At 47.8% G+C, this 19,294-nt stretch carries 17 protein-coding genes and 1 pseudogene; 8 read left to right on the forward strand and 10 right to left on the reverse strand.

What is annotated here, in order from left to right:
• Positions 1–67: 67 nt before the first annotated feature.
• Both G451_RS35115 and G451_RS31120 read left to right on the forward strand, forming a co-directional pair.
• A pseudogene (locus tag G451_RS35115) lies at positions 68–1,057 on the forward strand (methyl-accepting chemotaxis protein); the annotation flags it as partial.
• Between the two features lie 62 nt (positions 1,058–1,119).
• Complete coding sequence (locus tag G451_RS31120) at positions 1,120–3,174, forward strand: chemotaxis protein CheA (RefSeq protein WP_034643405.1); 2,055 nt, start codon at positions 1,120–1,122, stop codon at positions 3,172–3,174.
• Positions 3,175–3,268: 94 nt separating this feature from the next.
• On the opposite strand, the gene G451_RS0122340 is transcribed toward G451_RS31120, so the two are convergent.
• The gene (locus tag G451_RS0122340; RefSeq protein ID WP_027185989.1) at positions 3,269–4,213 is read right to left on the reverse strand and encodes an AEC family transporter; all 945 of its coding nucleotides are present in this window, start codon (positions 4,211–4,213) and stop codon (positions 3,269–3,271) included.
• Between the two features lie 218 nt (positions 4,214–4,431).
• Between G451_RS0122340 and G451_RS31125 the strand changes: the two genes are divergently transcribed.
• The gene (locus G451_RS31125) at positions 4,432–5,229 is read left to right on the forward strand and encodes a hypothetical protein (protein WP_051261784.1); all 798 of its coding nucleotides are present in this window, start codon (positions 4,432–4,434) and stop codon (positions 5,227–5,229) included.
• Positions 5,230–5,270: 41 nt separating this feature from the next.
• Here G451_RS31125 and G451_RS31130 read toward each other — a convergent pair whose 3' ends face one another.
• Positions 5,271–5,912, reverse strand: a complete 642-nt coding sequence (locus tag G451_RS31130) for a DUF2238 domain-containing protein (RefSeq protein ID WP_051261785.1) — start codon at positions 5,910–5,912, stop codon at positions 5,271–5,273.
• A gap of 299 nt (positions 5,913–6,211) precedes the next feature.
• Here G451_RS31130 and G451_RS0122355 point away from each other — a divergent pair, with 299 nt between their 5' ends.
• A complete protein-coding gene (locus G451_RS0122355; protein ID WP_027185990.1) occupies positions 6,212–7,009 on the forward strand; it encodes an alpha/beta fold hydrolase in 798 nt (265 codons plus the stop codon).
• 65 nt (positions 7,010–7,074) lie between these two features.
• On the opposite strand, the gene G451_RS0122360 is transcribed toward G451_RS0122355, so the two are convergent.
• The 5 genes from G451_RS0122360 to tsaA form a co-directional block, all read right to left on the reverse strand.
• Entirely contained in the window at positions 7,075–7,758 is a 684-nt protein-coding gene (locus G451_RS0122360) for a molybdate ABC transporter permease subunit (RefSeq protein ID WP_027185991.1), read from the reverse strand.
• 88 nt (positions 7,759–7,846) lie between these two features.
• The gene (modA, locus tag G451_RS0122365) at positions 7,847–8,623 is read right to left on the reverse strand and encodes a molybdate ABC transporter substrate-binding protein (RefSeq protein ID WP_051261786.1); all 777 of its coding nucleotides are present in this window, start codon (positions 8,621–8,623) and stop codon (positions 7,847–7,849) included.
• Between the two features lie 12 nt (positions 8,624–8,635).
• Positions 8,636–9,385: an ATP-binding cassette domain-containing protein gene (locus G451_RS31135; RefSeq protein ID WP_051261787.1), complete on the reverse strand. Its 750-nt coding sequence runs from the start codon at positions 9,383–9,385 to the stop codon at positions 8,636–8,638.
• Positions 9,382–10,098, reverse strand: coding sequence for an alpha/beta fold hydrolase (locus G451_RS0122375; RefSeq protein ID WP_027185993.1), 717 nt, complete (start codon positions 10,096–10,098; stop codon positions 9,382–9,384). Before G451_RS0122375 ends, G451_RS31135 begins: the two co-directional genes overlap by 4 nt.
• A 2-nt stretch (positions 10,099–10,100) precedes the next feature.
• On the reverse strand, positions 10,101–10,607 hold the full coding sequence (gene tsaA, locus G451_RS0122380; RefSeq protein ID WP_027185994.1) for a tRNA (N6-threonylcarbamoyladenosine(37)-N6)-methyltransferase TrmO: 507 nt from the start codon (positions 10,605–10,607) through the stop codon (positions 10,101–10,103).
• A 391-nt stretch (positions 10,608–10,998) separates the two neighbouring features.
• Between tsaA and G451_RS0122385 the strand changes: the two genes are divergently transcribed.
• The 3 genes from G451_RS0122385 to G451_RS33285 all read left to right on the forward strand — a co-directional run bounded on the left by G451_RS0122385 (position 10,999) and on the right by G451_RS33285 (position 16,172).
• Positions 10,999–12,195 (forward strand): TOBE domain-containing protein, encoded by a 1,197-nt coding sequence (locus G451_RS0122385; RefSeq protein ID WP_027185995.1) that lies wholly within the window; start codon positions 10,999–11,001, stop codon positions 12,193–12,195.
• Between the two features lie 434 nt (positions 12,196–12,629).
• Positions 12,630–13,919, forward strand: coding sequence for an ABC transporter substrate-binding protein (locus G451_RS31140; RefSeq protein WP_051261788.1), 1,290 nt, complete (start codon positions 12,630–12,632; stop codon positions 13,917–13,919).
• Between the two features lie 3 nt (positions 13,920–13,922).
• Entirely contained in the window at positions 13,923–16,172 is a 2,250-nt protein-coding gene (locus G451_RS33285) for an ATP-binding protein (RefSeq protein WP_051261789.1), read from the forward strand.
• Here G451_RS33285 and G451_RS0122400 read toward each other — a convergent pair.
• On the reverse strand, positions 16,135–16,566 hold the full coding sequence (locus tag G451_RS0122400) for a hypothetical protein (protein WP_027185996.1): 432 nt from the start codon (positions 16,564–16,566) through the stop codon (positions 16,135–16,137). The genes G451_RS33285 and G451_RS0122400 overlap by 38 nt on opposite strands.
• A 93-nt stretch (positions 16,567–16,659) precedes the next feature.
• On the opposite strand from G451_RS0122400, the gene G451_RS31150 reads away from it, so the two are divergent.
• Positions 16,660–17,613, forward strand: a complete 954-nt coding sequence (locus G451_RS31150; protein ID WP_051261790.1) for a LysR family transcriptional regulator — start codon at positions 16,660–16,662, stop codon at positions 17,611–17,613.
• 40 nt (positions 17,614–17,653) lie between these two features.
• On the opposite strand, the gene G451_RS0122410 is transcribed toward G451_RS31150, so the two are convergent.
• Together G451_RS0122410 and G451_RS0122415 are read right to left on the reverse strand one after the other, a co-directional pair.
• Entirely contained in the window at positions 17,654–18,808 is a 1,155-nt protein-coding gene (locus G451_RS0122410; protein ID WP_027185997.1) for an aminotransferase class V-fold PLP-dependent enzyme, read from the reverse strand.
• Positions 18,805–19,152, reverse strand: a complete 348-nt coding sequence (locus tag G451_RS0122415) for a TusE/DsrC/DsvC family sulfur relay protein (RefSeq protein ID WP_051261792.1) — start codon at positions 19,150–19,152, stop codon at positions 18,805–18,807. The genes G451_RS0122410 and G451_RS0122415 overlap by 4 nt, the downstream gene beginning before the upstream one ends.
• Between the last annotated feature and the right edge of the window lie 142 nt (positions 19,153–19,294).

Genomic DNA, 19,294 nt, shown 5'->3' on the forward strand with positions numbered 1-19,294 from the left:
TCGATTTCGTCGAATTCACGAGCGCATAGAGGCTTTATGCGCCACCCAACGCGATATTACCGACCTTGCAGAAAAAATGGCTGCGGGGGATCTTGAAATAGACTTGGTCAAGCGTTCGGATCAGGATGTATTGATGGACGCCCTGTCACAGATGCTATCCAAATTAACCCACGTCGTCACAGAGGTCAGTGAAAGTGCATCATCACTGGCATCAGGAAGCGAAGAATTGGCAGCCAACGCTGAAATTTTGTCCCAGGGCGCGACGGAACAGGCCGCTTCTGTGGAAGAAAGTACTTCATCCATGGAAGAAATTGCGTCGACGATTGCACAAAATGCGGAAAATGCTCGTCAAACAGAAGAAATTGCGGATAAAGCCGCGTTGGATGCTCGATTTTCTGGAGAAGCTGTGGCTGAAACCGTGCGTGCGATGAAAGAGATTGCGGCAAAAATCTCAATTATTGAGGAAATCGCGCGGCAGACGGACCTCCTCGCTTTGAATGCGGCTATCGAGGCCGCACGTGCTGGAGAATCCGGTCAAGGCTTTGCCGTTGTTGCATCGGAAGTACGAAAGCTGGCGGAACGGAGCCAGAAAGCGGCTGCACAAATCAATACCCTGTCAGCATCCAGTTTGCTTGTGGCCGAACGGGCCGGGGAGTATCTTGAAAAGCTGGTGCCGGATATTCAAAAAACGGCTGAGTTGGTTCAAGAAATTGCGGTGTATTCTTTGGAACAAAAACATGGAGCGGATCAAGTCAACAAAGCCTTATTTCAACTTGATCAAGTGACGCAATCCAATGCCGCATCGGCGGAAGAATTGGCTTCAACGGCAGAAGAGTTTTCTTCGCAATCGGATCATTTGCAGAGAATCATGCGCTTTTTCAAAATTCGATTCAATGAGAGGCCGCAGCCCCGAAAAAGTCGTCGAACCGGGATGACTCGACCATCCATGGATAGCGGAATGGCATATCGTCAGGCCGTGGATGCACAGGACTCGCATGGTTTTGAAATGGACATGGATGACCAGTTCATTGATCAACATCATTTTGAAAAATTCTAGAAAGCACGACCCAGACAGCACTCTCTTTGTCATCAAGGGATTCGTGTCTTGCAGGATGCGTTATGAAAGATTTTGAACTCGTCGATGAAGTCTTTATTGCTGAAGCGCACGAACACTTGGCGGACCTTGAAGACGCACTGCTTGAACTGGAAAACGATCCTCTTAATAAAGACCTGGTCGCTCGGGCTTTTCGTGCGATGCATACGTTGAAAGGCTCTGGTGCCATGTTTGGGTATACCGAGCTTTCGCGCTTTGCTCATGATGCTGAGACCGCTTTTGATCTTGTTCGCAAGGGGCGTCTCGATGTCGATTCACATCTACTGACGCTGTTTTTGACCGTCAAAGATCATATACTTCAACTCCTCACGACCAAGCATCCGAGCCAGGAAATAGTTTTGGAATCGGATCATCTTCTGGCCCAAATAAAGAGTCTGATGTCTGATGTTATTGATGAGAAGGCTTCACCCGGACAACGTCGACTTGACGCCGTATCCGGAGAGACCTTGTATTGGGTCCGATACATGCCGTCGACGGAATCCTATTTAATGGGGCCGGATCCCGCCGTTTTGGCTGAACAACTTGGACGTATGGGGAGCTTGCGCGAGGAGTTTCATGGAGAACGATATCCCAGTCTTGACTTGTTTGACCCTGAAAAAACATATGGACACTGGGATTTTCTTCTGCTCACGCTGGAAACAGAAGAGCAGGTTCAGAAAATCTTTTCATTTACAGGGACCGAAGAAGAAGCTGTTATCCGTGCTCTTGGACAGAACCTCCGTGTTGATGCAGATGATATTATGGTACTCTTGGATGAAATGGGAAAAATTGCCCCTGACATGGCGATGGGCCGTTTACAAGAGTATCTTACCGAGCCCTCGGTGCAGTCCCGTCCCGATGTGGCGAAGCCACATTCCGGTTCTGTCTCCACGTTGGATGCAGGGAAGAGTTTGCGCGTGGATTCGGATAGACTCGACAGTTTAGTGAACATGGTTGGCGAACTTGTTATTCTGCAGTCTCGAATCGCGCAACTTTGTCGAAGACGTGAAGAAGAGTGTGAAGATGGCGATATAGAACTGGCAAGTGTTTCAGAAGATCTGGAGCGACTCTCCGACAAAATGCGGAATAGTGCCCTACGTTTGCGTATGGTTCCTATTGGGACCACGTTTGGGGGATTTCGTCGTCTTGTACGCGACCTTTGTGCTCAGTTCGATAAAAGTGTGGAACTCGTCTTGGAGGGAGCGGAAACGGAACTCGATAAAGTTGTTATCGATCGTCTCAAAGATCCGCTTATGCATATTCTACGGAACAGTCTTGATCATGGTATCGAGTCCGCATCGAATCGCTTGAATATGGGGAAACCCGAAACCGGGACGGTTCGCCTTGAAGCATGTCATGGAGGAGGCGAGGTTATCATTCGGATTCGCGACGATGGTCGGGGGATTAATCCGAATCTTGTCTTGCGTAAAGCCAAAGCCCGAAATCTTGTCGCCGCCGATGCCGAACTTGATGATAAAGATATTTTGAATCTCATTTTCGAACCAGGATTTTCGACAAAAGATGAGGTTACCGATATTTCCGGTCGTGGCGTGGGCATGGATGTGGTCAAACGAAGCATTGAAGGTTTACGTGGGCGAGTTGAAATTGTGTCGCAACCCGGACAAGGAACCACGTTTACGATTCGATTGCCGTTGACGTTGGCGATCATAGACGGACTGTGTGTCGTCATCGGCAACGAGCATTATATTGTCCCATTGGCACATGTTGAAAGCTGTCAGGAACGATTTTTCCCGACACCTGAAGCGCGATCCGCAGTGAAGACCATTGAATCTTTTGATTTTATAGGCGCGATGACACCGTGTTTGAGCTTACGCAAGATACTCGGTGTTCCGTCGGAGCAGTCCGAATACGAGCGTATTATCATTGTTTCTGTTGACGGCATACGCGTTGGCTTGGCTGTCGATGTTATCATTGGCCGGCAACAAGCTGTTATCAAAAGCTTAAGCGATTTGTATAAGAATATTAATCTTATTTCCGGGACAACAATTAATGGAGATGGAGGAATCTCACTGATTCTAGATGTTCCGGCGTTGATAAAGCAGGTCGCTACACAGAAGTAGTATACTGCCAATATTCGAAATGTACTTGGTTCGTGATTATGGTATGACTCGCTAACATGCTCTTTCAAGTAATTGGGCGGGCTACATCGTTGTTTTATGGTGTTGGAAAAACAGGCAAACAGGACAGAAGCAGCGTATAGGAAAAGACGGAGAGCATTGTCGCCAGCATGACGACAGCTTTGGCAAGAGGGATATCGCCGCCAAGTTGATCGGCCAAAACATAGGACGCCGACGATGTTGGACAAGCAGCAAGAATAACACCTACCCCGATATTGACCCCTGTGATATGCATCGCATTCAAAATGAGGTAGGCTAGTCCCGGTAAGACTAAGAGTTTGAACGTTGTGGCCGTCATAGCAAACGAGATGGCTCCACGAAATTCCGCTGGCTTAAAGGCTGCGCCAATGGCAACAAGCGCGAGAGGGAGCGTCATCCCTGAGAGAATATGCAATGTTTCCCCAATAATACGTGGTATACCGAAGCCAGAGAGACTGACGACCATACCGGCTGCGGCAGCAACGATGAGTGGATTAGAAAAAATTTGTCGCAAGCATTGCATCGCTGAGAGGTTGCCTACCTTGCGTCGTGGCCACAGCAACGCGAAAATACACAAGCCATTCAGCAGTGGAACAAGGAATCCCAGAAGGACCCCGGCTGCAGCCAGTCCCTCGTTCCCATACACGCTGGCAACAACGGCTAACCCAATATATGCCATATTTCCCCGGATAGAGGCCTGAACAAAAGCTCCATGTTTCGATGGGGACGCGCCCATGAATGTGCCGATCGTCATGGTCAGCGCGAGTGACAGAAAAAATAATATTGTCATACCGGTGATAAGATCGATATTGAAATCTACGGAGAAATCGGCATGACCAATTTTATCAAAAAGCAGCAACGGTAAGAAAACGAGATAAAAAAGTCTATTGAGCTGTGAAACAAATGCATCATCTACAAGACCAACTCGAAAAATGGTATATCCTACTGCCATCGTCAAGAATATTGGACAGACAAGCAGGAACATAGAGATAAAGTGGGTCATGAACAATTGCCCTGTGAAGAGGATAGTGTGTAAATTCTTGTTGAGTGCGCCGTCTGTTACAGAAATTTTGTTCATGAACCCGAAGTGGACAAAGGTCAAGACAAGACAGGAATTTTTTGGATAAAAGAATTATTGGGATATTGTTTTATGAAAGACAGTATACCGAGTGAAAGATCATGTTGATGAAGAAAATAATTTGAAAAACGTTGGGGGACGCAATGCATTTACAAAGAAGCCGCCTCGCTATCACACTCTGTTGTATCGCTTTTCTCTTTGTTTCTTGTGTTCATGCCGCGAATTTTAATGATCCAGACTATCGGCAGGCTGTTGAGATCGCCTCGATGCCACTGACTGAAAACCGCCTTGATCCCAACCTTTGGGCCTTGAACCCCGCGTTTGTTGATCATGCACTCCGCTTTGATGACGAAGGGCGCGTTCTCATGGTCACATGGACAGGGGGAGAGTATTATGATGGGAAAGAGGGGCAAGAATATATAATTCCCGATTTTGTAGAAGTCTGGCTTGCTCCTGTACCACAACTCAAAACGTTTTTCAGTTCGACCGGCCGATCGGTAAGTGTGCGACGACTTGAACAGGCATACGGTTTACCACCAGATTCAGGGTATACAAAACTCGTCACCATGTGGGTGGATCCTGATGATCTTGTGCGCCCCTGCCCGGATCCCGCCGTCTCCGATACGATATGTGAAACTAATTTTCCTGTAGGATATTATGTGGAGGTCAGCCAAGACTATCAAGAGTGGTTTACGCAACGGCGTGCCACGATATATGATTGTGATTCCGGGAACTGCTATCCGTGGACTGGTCTTGGATACACGTATGATTGGGGAGCGGATGCAGTCCCGAATCATATCGGTCTGAGTGAGTATATTAAACCCGAGGGACATGCCGCGACGGTTGTTATTGATGCTGTCAAACCAACGATGCAATATTTTACGGTCAACACTGCACCCTTCGTCACTATATTGCTTGAAGATGATTTCTCAACCCAATGATTGTTGAGGGGAAAAGAGCAAGGCGAATTGAGGCTAACGTCTCATTCCTCAGTCCATGATGTTGAGGCATGCGTTGTCTTGGCTTTCTTGCTACTGAGAACAGCATACAGGGCCAAACTGAAGAGTGCCCCGAGTGTGTCGGCGAACATGTCTTTTTGCGCGTCCCATATATCGCCTTGGCTTCCAAGGAACGCGATGCCAGCATCTCCCCCTTCCAAGGCAGCATACCACCATTCAATGATTTCATAGCCTGCAGCGACAGCCATGATAGCAAATAATCCAAAGAGATAGGCGACGGTTTTGTGAGCCAATCTACAACGTAATAGCCATTCCGTTATGGCAAACGCATACAGTCCGACGGCAAAATGACCGATGCGATCAAAATGATTTCGGGCAAATCCGAACGTTTCGGTAACGAAATCGAATGGAACTGCGGCAAATGTATAGTGCCCGCCCAAGGTATGCCAGAAGAGCCATATTGCCATGAGAACATAGGCCGTTCGCGAAAATTGAAAATGCCGATATGTCATCAATAACAGAGCAAATACCACCATGACCGGTATGTTCTCTGCCCACCACACCGTTCGTGATACCGGATCAATGGCCAGAACAACCCACCAGACAACATAAGCAATCGCCAAAACGAAGGGGAGACGTGAAGGGGAGGGAGCTGAACAATCCATGACGTGTCCTTTGGATGTGCTCAATGAGCGTGCTGAAGGTGTACAGTTTCCAGTCTTTTTTGAATGATTTTCTCTTGATGTCAAATAGACGATGACACTCTCGGCATCGTTGGTCGAGTGGCTGCACGGATTGGATTTTTCGTGATTGTATCACACGTGATGCGCTGAAGGTAACGCATGATATCGCGGTCATAGAGAATCGCTCATTGCTCATGTTCTTTGTATCTTTGCTCTCTATGTGGAATATGCTATCTGAGACAATTCTGATCTTTCTCACCATAAATCTCCTGGAGTCGTGTATGTCGTGGATCTCACTCTCAGATACAGATCGTGCATATTATGTGGAAACCGGTACAGGCACGCCGCTCGTCTTTGTCTCCGGTTGGGGTGGGGATGCCAGCAATTGGGTTGATGATATGGCATTTTTTGGGCGTCACTTTCGATGCATTGCTGTGGATCATCCGGGTATCGCCGGACAGCCATTGCCCGAAAGCACATTTTCAACGCAGGATATGGCCGATCGTATTGTGCAGGCTCTTCGTGCCTTGAAGATTGAACGCGCACACATTCTCGGACATTCTATGGGAGGGGCGGTTGCGCAGTATATTGCTATACGCCATCCGGATATTGTCGAACGACTCGTCTTGTGTGGGACATTCGCGCGACTCGACAACCGATCAGCGCGTGTGATTGCGTCATGCGGTGAGCTTATGCAAAACTGTGATGAAGATGCCGCTATGCGTATGATATATTGGCTTATTTTTGGTGCACAATTCTATGAGACGCACCTTGATACCATTGATACGCTTTTCTCCATGCGGAAGGACAACCCGATTCCTCATGGCGTCTTTGTCTATCAGACGGAAACATGCCTGAGTCACGATAGCCGAGAGCATCTCGGAAAAATTCAATCTCCGACTCTTATCACACACGGTACCGCCGATATTCTTATGAGTCCCTCACTCGGCGAGGCCGTCGCAAACATGATTCCTGACGCAACGTTATTTTCCTTGGACAACGCGGGACACAGCCACCTGTGGGAGTATTCTACAACGTGGAGAAAACGGGTGATGGCGTTTTTGTTGGGTGAAGCGTGAGAGCAGAAAAAAAATTACAACATCATGATACAACGCAGAGGGGAGGAACTGCGTTGCATCTTAAATCACTCCGCTGACAACCGTCGTGTAGCGGCAACAAGGGCGAGTGATACGACGCCGAGGATGATGACGAGAATGAACGCGCGCTCGTAGTCACCGGTGAAGACGGCGTTGTAGATTTCCAGTGACACGGTATTGGTTTTTCCGACGATGTTGCCACCGAGCATGAGGGTGATGCCGACATCACCCATGGATCGGGCCAGAGCGAGAAAGAGTCCTACGCCGATATTCTTTCGCAAGAGTGGCAGTACAATGCGAAAAAAGATTGTGATTCGCGATTTGCCCAAAATTTGCGCCGCCTCGATATAACGGCCGATTTCTCGACGGAGAGATGCCTGAACCGGTTTGACGATAAGTGGCAACCCCGCCACAAACGAGGCTAAAGACACACCCCAGAAGCTGAATACGATATCAAGCCCGAACGCATGGGATAAAATTTCTCCGAACGGTCCTCGCCTTCCGAGGAGGAGCAGTAAAAGAAATCCTGTTGCTATGGGGGGAAAGATGAGGGGAAGCGTGATCAAAAAGTCCACAATGGACGCCAGTGGACTGCGCCAACGTCCAAGACTGTAACCCAACCCAATTCCAAAAATGGCCAGCAAGGGGGTAACGACACACGCCGTTTTGAGACTGAGCACAATAGGGCCTACGGTGCCTGGCTGACTTAATACCATAAAAAATGACGACATGAAGAAGTACGCCTTTTTAGTCGATCATGAATGATGAATGTCTATTCGGCCGGAAAAGGGAGCTTTCCGGCCGAATAATGCGTGGTGGCTACAGCCCCTGTTTCGCAACAATTGCGCGGGCGGTATCCGACTTGAGGAATTGGTCGAAAGTAGCCGCAGCATCGGGGTTTGGGCTTGACGCAAGAGTTTTGGCTATGATTTGGATGGGAGCATAGAGGCTTTCGTCAACGGGGATGATTGCCTCGGCTTTGTCCGCAATGGCAAGGGCGTCGGTTAAATTAATAAAACCAAGATCGACTTCTCCGCTAATGACATAGGCAGAGACTTGGGGAACCGTGCCAACAACAAGGAGGTTGGACTCTACGTCTTTCCCAAGACCTGTTTTTTCCAGAAATTGTGATGCTGCGCGACCATAGATCGCTTTCTTTGTATCAGGCATAGCAATGCGTTTGACAGCGGGATTGGTCAGAACAGACTTGCCGCTTGCCGCATCGATCACTTTGACTTCTTTGATACCGTCAATAGAAACGCCTTTGGCGACAGCGAGGATGAGTTTCCCACGGCCGACGGCTTCTTCATTGCTCCACGAAAGATCGGAATTATCCAGAAAACGTTTGTCCCCGATAACGAGGTCGATGACGCCGCTCTGTTTGGACTGGGCGATAACTTGTCCCATATTGCCAAATACTTGCTGTGGCAACGGGTGTCCATCTTCGACATACGCTTTACACAACGCCGTAACGAGTTGTTTGTAACCGGCTCCGGCGGCAATGGTCAGTGTATCTTCAGCAAAGGCAGTGGAGACACTGGCAAGAAGAAGGAAAGCGATCAGTAAGTAGCGGTTCAGTAAGCGGATGAAATTCATACATTCTCCTGTTTAAGCCGAGTGGCGGACATAGGCTTGTGGTGTTTCCTGACAACCGGCCGTTGCAAGCGATAGTCCCGCGGCTTGTTGTCTGAGCAGGGTGGTTTGACGCTTCAACCAGTCGGGATCATGTCGGCCGTCGCGTAAAGAGACGACGCGATCTGCCATGTTGAGACCATCGGCAAGATCGTGTGTGACATGAAGAATGGGGAGGTGATGGGTGCGGCGTAAATTCAGAATAAGTTCACGAAGCATAAAGCGATTTTCCACATCCAGCGCGGAAAAAGGCTCGTCTAAGAGAAGCATGCAGGGGCTACTCGCGAGAACCTGACAGAGCGCGGCCCGTTGTCGTTCTCCACCGGACACTTGATATGGTTTTCGGTCCACAAGATGCCGAATCCCCATTTGCTCAAACAAAGGCCCGGGATCTTCCTGCATAGGCATGGCGAATTCCACATTCTCCCTCAAGGTCATATGGGGGAAGAGTAAAGCATCTTGAGAGAGTAATCCGACACGTCGATGTTGTGGAGTTCTATGGAGTTTATTTCCTCTGCTCCATATATCTCCACCGAAACAAACTTCCCCTTGATCCGGTGTTTCCAACCCCGCAAGACAGCGTAAAACTGTGGTTTTTCCCGAACCCGACGGCCCGACCAGTGCCAGGATTTCTTCTTGGCCACAGGTAATTTCAACATCAAGGTTAAAATTGGAGAGTTGCTTGAACAGTCGAGCTCTCAAGCCGTTTGCGGGGAGGGAATTCATGCTGCTGAACCTGCCTGGGCTATCACTGCGGTATCAAGCATCGCGGCGAGTTCCTGTGGATGCGTTACCATGGGACAATGTCCGGAGTTCAGTTCTGTGACAGACCAGCCAAAAGATCGCGCTTTCCCGGCCATGGCTCGAATGAATGGGCTTGCTGTGGCTGTGCAGGTGATAAATGAAACAGGAACACATGTAGGATCGAACTCAGAAGGAAATGGCGTGAGAAAAGCACTTTCCGGAAAATCGCAGAGTCGGGCAGAGAACCAAGGGCCTCGAGATTCCGGAACACCAAACACGTTGAGGGGCCACGGTTTGATCTTCCAGTTTCCAACGCGATGACTTTCAAGCATATGCCGAAAAGCCTCTCCGGCCGTATCAACAAAACTTCGATTGCTTTGAGGGATAATGGTATCCACAAGGATGGCTTGGTGAAGCAGGTGCGGCGTCCCCATCATGATGGCACCACAGATCAGCCCCGAGTAGCTGTGGCCGACAAGAACGACATCGTCGAGTTCTTCGAAATAGATATAATTCGATATATCTTGAATGAAGGTGTTGAGATCAATACCTTCACGTCCACCATGGTGGAGATACCCACAACCGGATAACGTCGGGATGTGGGTTTCATGCCCCATAGATTGGAGTATATCGGATACTTCCCGCCAGACCCAGGCCCCTTGAAATGCGCCATGAACAAAAAGAAATTTAGCCATGATTAAAGCTCCTGTACCGCGAGTTCGGGGCGGGCAAATCGATTGTCACTTCGGTGTGTAGAAGCATTGTTCGATTTTCCTGAAAACCAGCCGATTCGATCGGCGGGCCACACATCGAAATCGGGGACGTATGGTTTGATGTCGATCACTGGGGTGCCGTCAAGCACATCGACGTTTTCAACAAAGACTGTGCCATGAGAAACGCCCGAAAGGCGCATGACAGAAAGACCTAATGGATTCGGACGTTTGGGGGAGCGTGTCGCAAAAATGCCGTGCTCTTGAGTATCAAGAAAAGGAGTCACCGTAAGGTCATGCCCTTGTATCTGGTGGAGGTGGTAGAGCACGATGACGTGAGAGAAATCGTCAAGATCGGTGAGGCCTTCTTGATATTCGGGTAGAATGGAAATGGTCCCTCGAACGCCTTTGGCACCAAGTGGTTGAATGGGCATTCCTCGTACATCTTTGTGAGGTGTCGCAAAGTATCCGATTGGATTGTATAAAATGGTCATAGTGCCCTCCTGATGTATGGGATTTGCAAGTTGAATCCCATCTGATTCCTTTTTGAGGGATCAGGAATCATGCCATTATTAAATTATTAATAAAAACAGTATGTTGTTGTTTGTTGTGCCTGTGTATCTCAAAGAATGAGACATATTTGAAGATTGGTTGCTAGCATAATTGTGTGTAAATGAAAGGAAGAGAGACCATGAATCACGAAAAAAAACTATTTCGTGACCTGTTTTGTGTCTGTCGCAAGATGTACTATGATGGGTGAGAAATTGACCAATATGGTATGAATTAGGGGTGTGTCTGTCACGAACGTATATAGTACAGTGATATTGACGCGAAAAATTTGATTTTTTAATTCCTTTCAGGAATAAAACGCTCTGGAGATATATCATGACGATGTACAAAAAATTTGAAAAAGTTGAACTCATGTGTCCGGAAGAATTGCTTGCATTACGCAGTCGGATTGATAACGAGCTTACTGCAAGAGATTGCGATTCTCCACATTCATCATGCAATGAATATCGACAAGATACACTGCCACGTGCCTGTCGTCTTTTTACCGTTTCAGAAGGTGTACGTTGGTTAAATAAACACCAACTCGAGTTGCTTGCATCTTCTTTTACGGCATGGGTTCAAGTCTCTCGTGATGCCAGAACAAAACGTTCAAGAGAACGAGTGTACCTTGTTTTTCTTCTTCTCCGGTATAGTGGTGCACGACTTGGAGAGGTTTTGTCCCTCGATGAACGTAAGAATTTCGACTATTTGCGGAAAGTTGTCATGATTGATGACAGCACCGCAGAAGGAAAAAAACGTGAAGTGCCTCTTCCCGAGGAAGTCATTGAGTGTCTTCGGGAATATTGCATTCAATATGAGGTAGATACCACAGAAACATCGAAATCGACTGAGCGATTGTTCGATTTGGACCAAGGATTTTTACGCCGAAAGTTTTATGAGCAATCATCACGCAGTGGATTACCCAAAGATTTGCTTAATCCAAGGGTGCTTCGCAATTCAAGAGCTATTGAGCTGTTGCAAGGCGGCATGCCTATGCGCGCCGTTCAGGCCATTCTTGGACATACCAAAGCCGATTTCACGGCATCATATGTGACGTTGGCGCAAAATGATTTGCGCCATATTATTCATCAACATTGCCATCAGGAGTTTGGTATGGAGACCAGTGCGCGCAACACCTTTCACGGGGAGGTTACCAAGGTTGTTTCCAACCCGGTGATGAGTGAAGTAACGCTCCGCACTTCGGCAGGATATGAGATCGTCGCTATTATCACAAATGAGAGCCGAGAAAAACTCGGGCTTGCCGAAGGAAAAAAGGCGTCAGCCATGGTGAAGGCGACCTGGGTTATCCTGGAGAAAGCTCTGATCCCTCCACAAACCAGTGCACGGAACGCATTTCCTGGCGTCGTGACCAATATAATCAGTGATGATGTCGTTGTAGAAGTTAGCGGAAAGCTCGGAGATGGAACGCCTATTTGTGCGCTGATTACTGCTGGAAGTTTTGACAAGCTTGGAATTGGGAAAGGAGATTCTTTCATTTTCATGTTTAAAGCCATGTCGGTAATCATCAGTTAACGTGCCTTGTTTGGGGAGAACCCATTCTGACAAAGATTATTTATTCCTTCTTTGTAGATATATGAAGTACAATACGACGCTGACGAATATGAACACCGTCTTGAATACGCGAAAGCGAATGTATCACACATAAGGTCAGTATGCTTTCGATTCATTGTAATCTCAGGCGGTGTTCGGCTTTACCGAATGCGTTATGGATTTGAATAGATCATTATTTATTTTTTGGTGCCATGCTCTTTATATTTGAGGGGGCTCCTCTAGTCTTTATCATTCTATTCTGTTATCGTAGACATAACGACGAATTGTGTTCATTCCAACTAACCGTTTTTCTCCTTAGGCCGACAAGGAGAAAACAGATTCGGTTGGTGTCTTTATTGGCTGCTTCCACTGAACCGTCATAAATGCTCCCTCGAATCGTTAACTGGGAGGGATATATGCATTGCTCCAGACGTTTCCTTCTGGCGCTGTGCATCTTTGTTTTGTGGAACTCTCTCCTTGTTTTTGGGGGGACGGAAGTCTCTGCACAGAACAAAGTCGTGCGCTTTGGAATCAACACCCCATTAACCGGTCCATACTCTGTAGAAGGACTGGACCAAATGCGGGCAGCCCGCATGGCCGTGGACGAAATCAATCGTGATGGAGGGCTGCTTGGTCATCGCGTGGAACTTTTGTCCAGAGATTCGGCATCCGATGTCGTTGTCAGTGAACTGAATATTCATGAGCTGATCGATGAAGGATGCGTCATGATTTTAGGTGGATCTTCAAGTGACGTGGCTATTGTTGCTTCGACCATTTGCCAAAAACGCAACGTCCTGTTTTTCGGTACATTGACGTACTCTACGGCAACGACTTTGGAACACGGTCACAGAACCTCTTTTCGTGAGAGCAACGATGCATTCATGTCGGCAAATGTTATGGCCGATTGGTTACGCACAAATTATTCCAATAAACGATTTTTTTTCATTACGGCTGACTATACATGGGGCTGGACGACTGAAAAAAGTTTCCGCTCTGTTGTCGGTATAACAGATACAGCCACGCATCGTAGTGCCTTGACACCTCTTGGAACGACGGACTTCAGCGAAGCGCTTGAACTTGCCGCTTCATATCATCCCGATGTTCTCGTGTTGGTGCTTTTTGGTAAAGATATGGTTAATGCACTGCATCAAGCCAAGGCGATGGAATTAGGGAAAACAACACAAATTATTGTTCCCAACCTCACGTTAGGCATGGCAGAGCGCACTGGAGCGGAATCGATGGAAGGCGTGGTGGGGACACTCCCCTGGACATGGAAAATTCCATATATGTTAAAATCAAAGCGCGGCATTGCGTTTGTTGAGGAGTTTGTCCAGCGGTATAGACGATATCCGAGTAGTTCGGCCGCGAGTGCCTACTCCATCATCTATGAATACAAGAACGCAGTTGTGCGGACTCATTCTTTTCAAACACAAGATGTTGTCCGAGCTTTAGAAGGGTGGGAATATACACTCCTGAAAGATAAGCAAATTTGGCGGGCGCTTGATCATCAGAATGTCCAAACGGTGTATATGGTTCGTGGCAACCCGGTCCATACTGTACTGGCTGATCCTCTCCGGTTAGACTATTTTGAAATTATTGGTAGTCTTTCCGGTGAAGAATCTGTCATCAGTGAAGATGAATGGAAAGCAATGAGAGAGCAGCACGGCTTAGCACCTCATCTCGAACCTTTTGCCGAGGGATTTTAACGCATGCCGCAGGCTTCGTTTTCTTCTCAAAAGCAGAGTCCACCAACTGAACTCAACAGAGGCTTCTTCGGCAAGCTTGTTCACCTATTACCTCAGTCCATTTATTTACGCTTCCTCCTGGCCGCGCTTGTTATCGGTCTCCTCACATCTGCCGTAGCTATTTTTGCTTCATGGTGGATCAGTCGGTCCATGATACACACATTGCGTGACGAGAATATGGTGACGATTTTACGCAATACAGTGGATCTTATCGGGCGGACTCGTATTTCTATGGATGAGATGCGTTCTTTTGCTATTGATGAAAAAAAACGTACCGCCGAAGATTCAACGTTTTTTATTGTTCATCTGTTAGAAACATTTGATGAGCACGTCCAATCGGGCACAATGCAACCTGAAGAAGCTCGACACGCGGCTTTTCAGCAGATTCAAGAGATGACGACCTGGCTTGATCCACAAATTGTTCTTGTTTCTGCGGGAGGCTCCGTACTTCTTCACCCGCAATCCGAACTCATCGGGAAGGATGCGGCCGAATTTCGTGATAAATACGGTGAGTCACTCTTCGTTGTACAAAATAGTGCAACTTCCCTCCATTTTCCCGGTTCCAGACATTATCATGTATTTCAACTGGAACAAAAGAATGGAAAAACCGTTCCGGTTCTTGTGGCGAATACACGCTACTCTCCATGGGATCTTTGGATTTTCACCATAACGCCATTGGATGGTATTGAGAAAGGACTGAACGATCATTTCCAGACAGCGCTGAACGAGCTTCGTGCCAGAATTCAAGAGATTGTTATTGCCAAGACAGGATATGTCTTTGTTTTTAATGAACAATGTCATTGGGTTGCGCATCCGAACATTATTGGTGGTGATTATGTGACACTGTCAACGACCAGCTTGTACAAAGACATGTGTCAATCACTGAAAGACACAGCGGAACGTCCCTTTGGCAAAAATATTTTATCCTATGACTGGGAGAAGCCAGATGAACGCAATACCTTCACGCATTCCAAAATAGCATGGTGTGTTCGGGAACCTATTACCGGCTGGTACGTCTGTGTCTCAGCTTATACTGAAGAAGTGAACGCCGGGTTGCCTCAATTGATTGCGAGCATTTCTATGCCTGCATTGGGCTCCATTGTTTTGGTTGGATTAGCTCTTGCCCTGTTGTTGCGATCCCTTTTGCGACCAATTGCCGACCTGACGAACTTGTGTCAGTCGGTGAGCCGGGGAAATCTTGATACGAAGGTCGATGAGGATGCTCCCGGGGAAATGGGCTATTTATGTCGGCAATTCAATAAAATGGTGTTTCGGCTTCGTGCGTTGCGACAAAAGGATGAAATCAAGCGGCGTGAACTTGAAGAACTCAATACGAATTTGGGCAAACTTGTCCGGGTGCGCACCCAGGCATTGGAACGAAAAGCAAGGAAATTGGAAGATGCCAATCAACGCTTAAGAGCGCTGGATGAAATGAAGTCATCGTTTGTTTCGTCAGTCTCTCATGAATTACGAACTCCACTGACGTCGATACTCGGGTTTGCCAAGATTATTCTGAAGGACTTTCGTCGAGAATATTTGAATTCACCAGGAAGCAAGCCACCCAGCAAGCGCGCCAGCCGCATTGCCTCCAATCTGGACATCATTATTGTGGAAGGGGAGCGTTTGACGCGTTTAGTCAATGACTTCCTGGATTTGGCCAAAATCGAATCTGGTCGAATGCAGTGGCATGATACCGTCGTCGATATGTCTGAGGTCTTTGAACGCTCTACAGCCAGTATTATGTCATTAGCAGAGCAACGTCACCTTGCTGTGCGTGTGACTATGCCAAATGATATACCGCCATTGTACATTGACCGTGACAAGGCGATGCAGATTTTTGTGAATTTATTACATAACGCTGTAAAGTTTACGCCGAGAGGTTCGATTTGTATCCACGGATCTTGCTCTGATGATTGGGTACAATTTGTTGTGACCGATACCGGTGTCGGAATGACAAAAAGCAATCTTTCAATGATCTTTGATAAGTTTCAGCAAGCTGTGCAACAAGGCAATACGTTGATCGAAAAGCCGAAAGGTACCGGTCTTGGCTTGGCAATCTGTAAAAATATCATCGACCATTACGGTGGGTTGATTTGGGCCGAATCCGAGCCGGACAAAGGAACTTCGATCTACGTGGAACTTCCGGCTATGCGTGATAGAACGGTTCGTCGAGAATCTATCTGCGGCCAAGAAGAAACAGACCTGCCACAATGAGGATAATACCGAATATATTGGCTGCACCGAGGTGTTCTCGATAAAAAATGAAGCCAACCGGAATAAGTGCCAATGTCACTCCAGCATTAATAAAGATAGGGAGGACACCAACACTCCAGCCCGTGCGGTATGTCATCAGAAAACCTGTTTCAATGCCGACGACGGCCAGACTGAGCAGTGTAATGGCAATGCCGTGGGTTCGTACGGTTTCGATGAGTCCTGTTTCCGAGGGGAGTATCCGTGCGGCGGTTAAGCAAATAACAACGGCCAATCCGTACGTTATTGCCAGTAAATTGAACGGCGAAGCTGTTGACGAGAGTGTTTTTTGTGTCAAATGATAACAAGACGATGATGCTATCACGAGCAGTATGGATCCAAACATGACCATGGTCATAAACGCCTCCTTGGCATGAAGTAATTGTTGAATATTCGCCATTTATACGATGGTGGAATCAGAATTATCCACTGAAACCTTTTCATCCTCAGTATGAACGCACGTCATCTTATTGAATCCGACCTAAATCTCTTGGTCATTTTCGAGGCAATATATATCGAACGCAGCCTGACGCGGGCAGGACGGCGCGTTAATCTCACGCAATCCGCCGTTAGCCACGCTCTTTCTCGATTACGAGATATGTTTGATGATGCGTTATTTATTCGTCAGGGAAAGCACATGGAGCCGACATCGTTGGCTTCTGGATTGTACCCTGATGTGTCTCGAGCATTGAGTATGCTTGAGTCGGTCGTATTCGATCGTGATCGTTTCAATCCGGCAAGGAGTCAACGTGAGTTTACATTAGGGATGGGGGACTATGGCGTTGTTGTGCTGTTGCCATCTTTGTTGGAGCGCATTCGGCGTCTCGCTCCAGGGATTTGTTTACGGATTCGACAGACAACTATCGAAAATCGTGAAGAATTGCTCAGTGAAGGAGGCATTGATGCATTGATCGGTATTGAACAGCCCTATGGGCGGCATATCAGGTATTGCCGACTCCTTGAGGATAGAGATGTACTCATCGTGCGTCGCGGCCACCCTGAATTCAAAGAGGGCATTACAAAGGAACAATATCAACAGGCTGAGTTCATTTCGTTGTGTCTGAAGGATTCTTCGGGGGATCCTCTTGATATGTATGTTAATTTTGGCCGTGCTGGTCGTAATATTGTACTAACTATAGAACAAGAGACACTGATTCCGAAGCTGGTGGCTGGGTCTGACTGTATTGCACACATAGGGGAGAGAGTGGCGAGAGAATGTATTCATGGGTTGCCGTTGAATATTCTGCCAGTTCCGCTCCCCGATACGCGTTTTATGCTGAATTTATACTGGAATGCCGCACAAGAACGTGACCCAGGGAATATGTGGTTGCGTGAACAAATCAAACAGATTGCTCAGGAAATAACCGCGACAGAAAAAGACACTCTTCAGGATCTGACGGTATGACGATTTCGTTTTTTCTCCGATCGTCGTATGTATGTATTTATTAAGATGAACCACATGACTGTGCGATTTCCTGCATCGCCTCTATGGCCGCATCAATGTCGGCATCCGTTGTATGCGATCCCAGACTGAAGCGTACCGTTCCGTATGGAGCCGTACCGAGGCGTTCATGAACCAAAGGAGCACAGTGTAAACCTGTGCGTACGGCTATATCGAAGTCACCATCAAGTACTGCTCCGACATCGGCTGCTTTCATATCATTTACCGTGCAACTGAGAAGTGGAACCTGCTTTTCCATGTCGTGCCCTCCGTACACCCTCACGCCGGGGAGTTTGACAAGGGCTCCAAAGAGCCGCTTCAACAGGCGCATTTCTTCTTTCAAACGAATGCTTTGTGTGTGAATCGACAGATCGCGAAGACATTCCTCCAGAGCAATGATTCCTAACATATTCTGTGTTCCTGATTCCAGACGAGCAGGGTATTCAGTCGGCTGAAACGGATTGTGGGAATCAACTCCCGTGCCGCCAAAACGTGACGGTTTCACGTCAAGACAGGGGTCGAGCACGAGTGCTCCTATGCCGGTGGGACCGGCCGGGCCTTTGTGTCCAGTGAATACGAGTGCATCAATATGCGCTGCCTGCATGTCGATGGGAAGATGACCGACGCTCTGCGAGGCATCCACGCACAAGGCAACACCGTGTCTGTGGAGCATGGCACCTATTTTAATCAGAGGCTGCACTGTTCCCAAGACATTGGAAGCATGTGTTATAATGACGGCTTTGGTATGGGGACGCAGGGCTGCTTCTATGGATTCGACAGAGACGAAACCTCGATCATCAAAATCAAGAATATCGACCTCAAGTAAATCGTTATACTGCATGTGACGCAGAGGACGAAGTACGGAATTGTGCTCAAGCCGAGTCGAGACGATATGTGAAGTGCCATCTGCCATTCCCTGAATGAGGGTGTTCAGAGCGTCAGTGGCATTCGCTGCGAAACAGGTGTGACTGCCGGTTGGGGCATGACAAAAGGTGGCAATGTTTTGGCGGATTGAGGAGACTAATTCTTCGGCTTCTACGGCACGATCATATCCCCCACGTCCGGGAGATGCGCCAAGAGCAAGGTAACGCTCCATCGCTCGACGCAAAGCGGGTTCGTTTTTGGGATACGAAGTAGCGGCGTTGTCCAGATAGATCATTGGCATGTCTTGGGGTTGGGGAGTCCACAGAGTCGGCGGGCTCCAAGTTTAAGACCTCCCGGAAAAAGACGTTCCATAGTGAGGACACTCATCCCCGTAGCTTTTTTGAGATCTCGATTCAGTGGGGCACGGCCGTTGTATGCATAGTAGTCGCGATACGCATAGAGGACACGCCAATGTTCTTCGTGCATCTCAGTCAAGCCGTTTTGTGCAGCAAGTTCACGGCATATTGCTTCCGTCCACTGGGTATCGTCCATGAAGTAGCCTTCTTCGTCAAACACGATCTCCTGTCCGGCGAGTCGTAAGAGAGTTTGGTGAGGATTTTGGGGTGCTGTGTCCGTCATGCTCTTTTTCCGTCCACTGCTTGAGGCTGCAGTCCTTTTGAAGATGAAGAGGAAGCCACAGATTGGTGCACCTGTGTCGTGGACCTCGCTGTAAGCTCCCTCTTCTTTACGTTTGTGAACGCATATGTTTTTCAATCGTCGT

Origin of the sequence: Desulfovibrio inopinatus DSM 10711 (assembly GCF_000429305.1) — a bacterium.
Lineage (GTDB): Bacteria > Desulfobacterota > Desulfovibrionia > Desulfovibrionales > Desulfovibrionaceae > Alteridesulfovibrio > Alteridesulfovibrio inopinatus.

Coding starts and splice junctions, on each gene's coding strand:
- G451_RS31120 (WP_034643405.1), top strand. CDS start 1,120: ATGAAAGATTTTGAACTCGTCGATGAAGTCTTTATTGCTGAAGCGCAC.
- G451_RS0122385 (WP_027185995.1), top strand. CDS start 10,999: ATGACGATGTACAAAAAATTTGAAAAAGTTGAACTCATGTGTCCGGAA.
- G451_RS31140 (WP_051261788.1), top strand. CDS start 12,630: ATGCATTGCTCCAGACGTTTCCTTCTGGCGCTGTGCATCTTTGTTTTG.
- G451_RS0122410 (WP_027185997.1), bottom strand. CDS start 18,808: ATGATCTATCTGGACAACGCCGCTACTTCGTATCCCAAAAACGAACCC.
- G451_RS0122340 (WP_027185989.1), bottom strand. CDS start 4,213: ATGACCCACTTTATCTCTATGTTCCTGCTTGTCTGTCCAATATTCTTG.
- G451_RS31150 (WP_051261790.1), top strand. CDS start 16,660: ATGAACGCACGTCATCTTATTGAATCCGACCTAAATCTCTTGGTCATT.
- G451_RS31135 (WP_051261787.1), bottom strand. CDS start 9,385: ATGAATTCCCTCCCCGCAAACGGCTTGAGAGCTCGACTGTTCAAGCAA.
- G451_RS0122375 (WP_027185993.1), bottom strand. CDS start 10,098: ATGGCTAAATTTCTTTTTGTTCATGGCGCATTTCAAGGGGCCTGGGTC.
- G451_RS0122360 (WP_027185991.1), bottom strand. CDS start 7,758: ATGTCGTCATTTTTTATGGTATTAAGTCAGCCAGGCACCGTAGGCCCT.
- modA (WP_051261786.1), bottom strand. CDS start 8,623: ATGAATTTCATCCGCTTACTGAACCGCTACTTACTGATCGCTTTCCTT.
- G451_RS0122400 (WP_027185996.1), bottom strand. CDS start 16,566: ATGACCATGGTCATGTTTGGATCCATACTGCTCGTGATAGCATCATCG.
- tsaA (WP_027185994.1), bottom strand. CDS start 10,607: ATGACCATTTTATACAATCCAATCGGATACTTTGCGACACCTCACAAA.
- G451_RS33285 (WP_051261789.1), top strand. CDS start 13,923: ATGCCGCAGGCTTCGTTTTCTTCTCAAAAGCAGAGTCCACCAACTGAA.
- G451_RS0122355 (WP_027185990.1), top strand. CDS start 6,212: ATGTCGTGGATCTCACTCTCAGATACAGATCGTGCATATTATGTGGAA.
- G451_RS31125 (WP_051261784.1), top strand. CDS start 4,432: ATGCATTTACAAAGAAGCCGCCTCGCTATCACACTCTGTTGTATCGCT.
- G451_RS31130 (WP_051261785.1), bottom strand. CDS start 5,912: ATGGATTGTTCAGCTCCCTCCCCTTCACGTCTCCCCTTCGTTTTGGCG.
- G451_RS0122415 (WP_051261792.1), bottom strand. CDS start 19,152: ATGACGGACACAGCACCCCAAAATCCTCACCAAACTCTCTTACGACTC.